This is a genomic window from Mesorhizobium sp. M7A.F.Ca.US.005.03.2.1 (assembly GCF_003997795.1).
Lineage (GTDB): Bacteria > Pseudomonadota > Alphaproteobacteria > Rhizobiales > Rhizobiaceae > Mesorhizobium > Mesorhizobium ciceri.
The window spans coordinates 1-3220 of record NZ_RZRP01000715.1; the positions used below are offsets into that span (position 1 = coordinate 1).

The window sequence follows — 3220 nt, forward strand, 5'->3', positions numbered from 1 at the left end:
CCCCGATCGCCCAGACAGGCTCGTAGGCAAAGAGGATTTCCGCCTTCGGTTGATCGCCGCTCAGCTCCTGCAGCGCGCCGAGAACCTGTGCCGTCAGCACCGCCTCGGCGCGGCCTGATTCACGCTCGTCCAGCGTCTCGCCGACGCAGATCAGTGGCACGAAACCGTGCCTGACAGCAGCTGCCGTTTTCAGTCCGACAGTCGCATCCGTCTCGCCGAAATGCTCCCGGCGCTCGCTATGGCCGAGTTCGATTACATCCAGCCCGCAGTCTTTCAACATCACTGGCGAAATCTCTCCCGTCCACGCGCCGGCATCGGCCCAATGCATGTTCTGGGCACCTACCTTCACGCGGGTGTTGGCCAGTGCCGCCTTGACCTGGCGCGCGGCGGTGAACGGCGGAATGACGAAAGGCTGTATCGCCTGATCGAAACCAGGCACGAAGGCGGCCAACGCATCGGCGAACAGCAACGCCTCGGCAAGCGTCTTGTTCATCTTCCAGCTCGTGCCGACCCAATATGGGGCCATTGTTTTTCTCCTTCGATACTCTTGCGGCCGAAGCCGGCTTCCGGGCGACGTATTCGCTCAAGTCCGAGGCTTGAGACTGTCGCGGCCACTGTCGACGTAAGGCGCCCAGAAATCCACCGACTCGCGGATCATCTCGATAACCTGATGGTCGACTGGTTCCCTCTCCCTGAAGGAAAGTTCAAGGCAAATTTCGTTGTCGGTTCCGCCACCCTGCCGAACCGCGTCCAGCAACTTCTGCGGCACTATGCGGCCATCCTTGTTGTAGGCGGCCGTGAACGGCCAATGGCCGCCCTTGTTCATGGAAGACTGCTTGATGTGGATGATCGGAGATTGCAATGGAAACGCTTTCGCCCAGGCGTAGGGATCGGTGTCGGCAGGGTTGGGTGAGGTCACGTCGCCATGGTCGATATCGACCATCATCTTCATCGGTATGGGCAGCTTCGCTGCGTCGATGGCGCCTTGCAGCGTGACGCAGCTTTCGATCGTGTGGCCGAACTCGCGGCCGACCGACATCGGCTCCCAGAACAGGTATGTCAGCCCCGCCGCCCTGGCGTGTTCGGCAACCTCGCGCCAGCATTCGAGCGCGATATCGAGAAGTGCTGCCCGCCGTTGCGGATCGTCAAAGTCCTTGTAGGTGAAGATGGCGAACTGCGTGCCCATGCCTGGCGCGCCGAGTTCGGCGGAAATGTCGGCGAAGGTCTTGAACCAGTCGACATAGTAGCGCCGGACGTCGGCGTCCGGGTGGCCGAAATGGTTGAGCCGGCCATAAGGTCCGGTCATGCCGGAGGTGATCCTGACACCGGTCCGCGAAAGCGCGCTGTTGAACAGGCGCAGGAATTTGGCAATCGTGGCCGCCGGCCAGCCCGGATTGACGAATTCATGCGTCAACTGCACGTCGCGAATGCCGATGCCATAAGCAATCGCGTCGATCAAATCGTCTGGATCGGCGAAGCGATTGACCAGAGGATTGGTGTTGAGGGAAAGCGTGAAGGCCATCAGCCCGCCGTCGCCATGATGTTACCGAACCAATCTTCGAATGCTTTCCGCTCGGCCGCATTGATATGCAGGCCATGCTTTGTGCGGCGTTCCAGTATATCGGCTGATGTGCCAGCCCATTCGGTCTCGACCAGGAACTTTGCCTCCCGTTCATACAGATCGGGACCGAAGCGTCGGCCGAGATCAGCCTCGCTTTGCGCGCCGGCGAGCAATTGCCTGGCGCGGGTGCCGTAGCTTCGAGCGTAGTGCTTCACCAACGACGGGCTGAGCCATGAAAATTCGACATGCAGATCGCTCAGAAACTGCTCGAAGTCCGCATTGGGCAGGTCGCCCCCCGGCAAGGGAATTTTGGCCGTCCAGGCTTTCTTCATCGTCGGAAAGAATGGCTGGATCTTTTCCAGCGCGTGTTCCGACAGCTTGCGGAAGGTGGTGATCTTGCCGCCGAACACCGAAAGCAGCGGTGCGTTGCCGTTGGAGGCGTCGAGTTCGAAAATATAGTCGCGCGTCACCGCGCTTGGATTGTCGGCATTGTCGTCATAGAGCGGACGCACACCGGAGAAGCTGTAGACCACGTCCTGTGGCGTCAGCTGCCGCTTGAAATAGCGATTGACCACCTTGATCAGGTAGTCGACTTCGCTGGCCTCGGCGACCACTTCCTCGGGCCTGCCTTCGTAGGGAATGTCGGTCGTGCCGATCAGCGCCAGATCGTTCTCGTACGGGTTGACGAAGATCACCCGCTTGTCGTTGTTCTGGATGAGATAGGCCTGCCGCCCCTCCCAGAATTTGGGCACGACGATATGGCTGCCTTTTACAAGCCGGACATTGCGCGTCGAATTCTGCCCGGCGACGCGGCTGACAATGTCGTTGACCCAGGGACCTGCTGCGTTGATCAGAGCGCGCGCGCGGACTTTCGTGACGGCGCCCGTGCGGCCATCCTGCATGTCGATCGACCACAGTCCGCCTTCACGGCGCGCCGCGACACAGGCGGTGCGCGTGAGCACTCTGGCGCCTCGCTGCCTTGCATCGAGCGCATTGAGCAGCACCAGGCGCGCATCGTCGACCCAGCAGTCGGAATATTCGAAACCGCGCTTGAATTCGTCCTTGATCGACGCGCCTTCAGGCGAGGTCCTCAGGTTCAGCGTTCTTGTCCCAGGCAGCCGTTTGCGGCCGCCAAGGTGGTCGTAGAGAAACAGCCCGAGCCGGACCAGCCATGCCGGCCTATCCTGCGGGCTGTGCGGTAGAACGAAGCGCATCGGCCAGATGATGTGCGGCGCCGCCTCGAGCAGCACCTCGCGTTCGATCAGCGCTTCGCGAACCAGCCTGAACTCATAATATTCGAGGTAGCGCAGGCCGCCATGCACCAGCTTGCCGGAGCGCGAACTGGTGCCTTGCGCGAGATCGTCTTTTTCGCACAGGATGACGGACAGGCCACGACCTGCAGCATCACGCGCTATGCCGGCTCCATTGACGCCGCCGCCGATCACGAAGAGATCGACGACATCTGTTGTATTGCTCAAGATCTTGCTCCTGTGCGGTGCGCCATGCCCTTCCACACCGGCCGAAGCGCCTGGCGCGCCGCAACGAAGGAAGGGAAGAGCGCATCGTATGTTTGCGAACGCGCCTCGTCATAGGCATCGCAGTCGCCGAGAAGCGGCGTCACCCATTCGGCGGCGCAGTCTTCCATGGAGCCGTAGACGC

At 61.1% G+C, this 3220-nt stretch carries 3 protein-coding genes and 1 pseudogene; all 4 read right to left on the reverse strand.

Going from position 1 to position 3220, the window contains the following annotated elements:
• A partial coding sequence (locus tag EN991_RS28900; RefSeq protein ID WP_164769437.1) for a triose-phosphate isomerase occupies window positions 1-526 on the reverse strand: 526 nt, incomplete at its 3' end.
• Window positions 527-583: 57 nt separating this feature from the next.
• A complete protein-coding gene (locus EN991_RS28905; protein WP_013533069.1) occupies window positions 584-1522 on the reverse strand; it encodes a TIM barrel protein in 939 nt (312 codons plus the stop codon).
• Entirely contained in the window at window positions 1522-3039 is a 1518-nt protein-coding gene (locus EN991_RS28910; RefSeq protein WP_127370030.1) for a glycerol-3-phosphate dehydrogenase, read from the reverse strand. The genes EN991_RS28905 and EN991_RS28910 overlap by 1 nt, the downstream gene beginning before the upstream one ends.
• Window positions 3036-3220, reverse strand: a pseudogene (locus EN991_RS28915) (carbohydrate kinase); the annotation flags it as partial. The pseudogene EN991_RS28915 and the gene EN991_RS28910, both read right to left, overlap by 4 nt.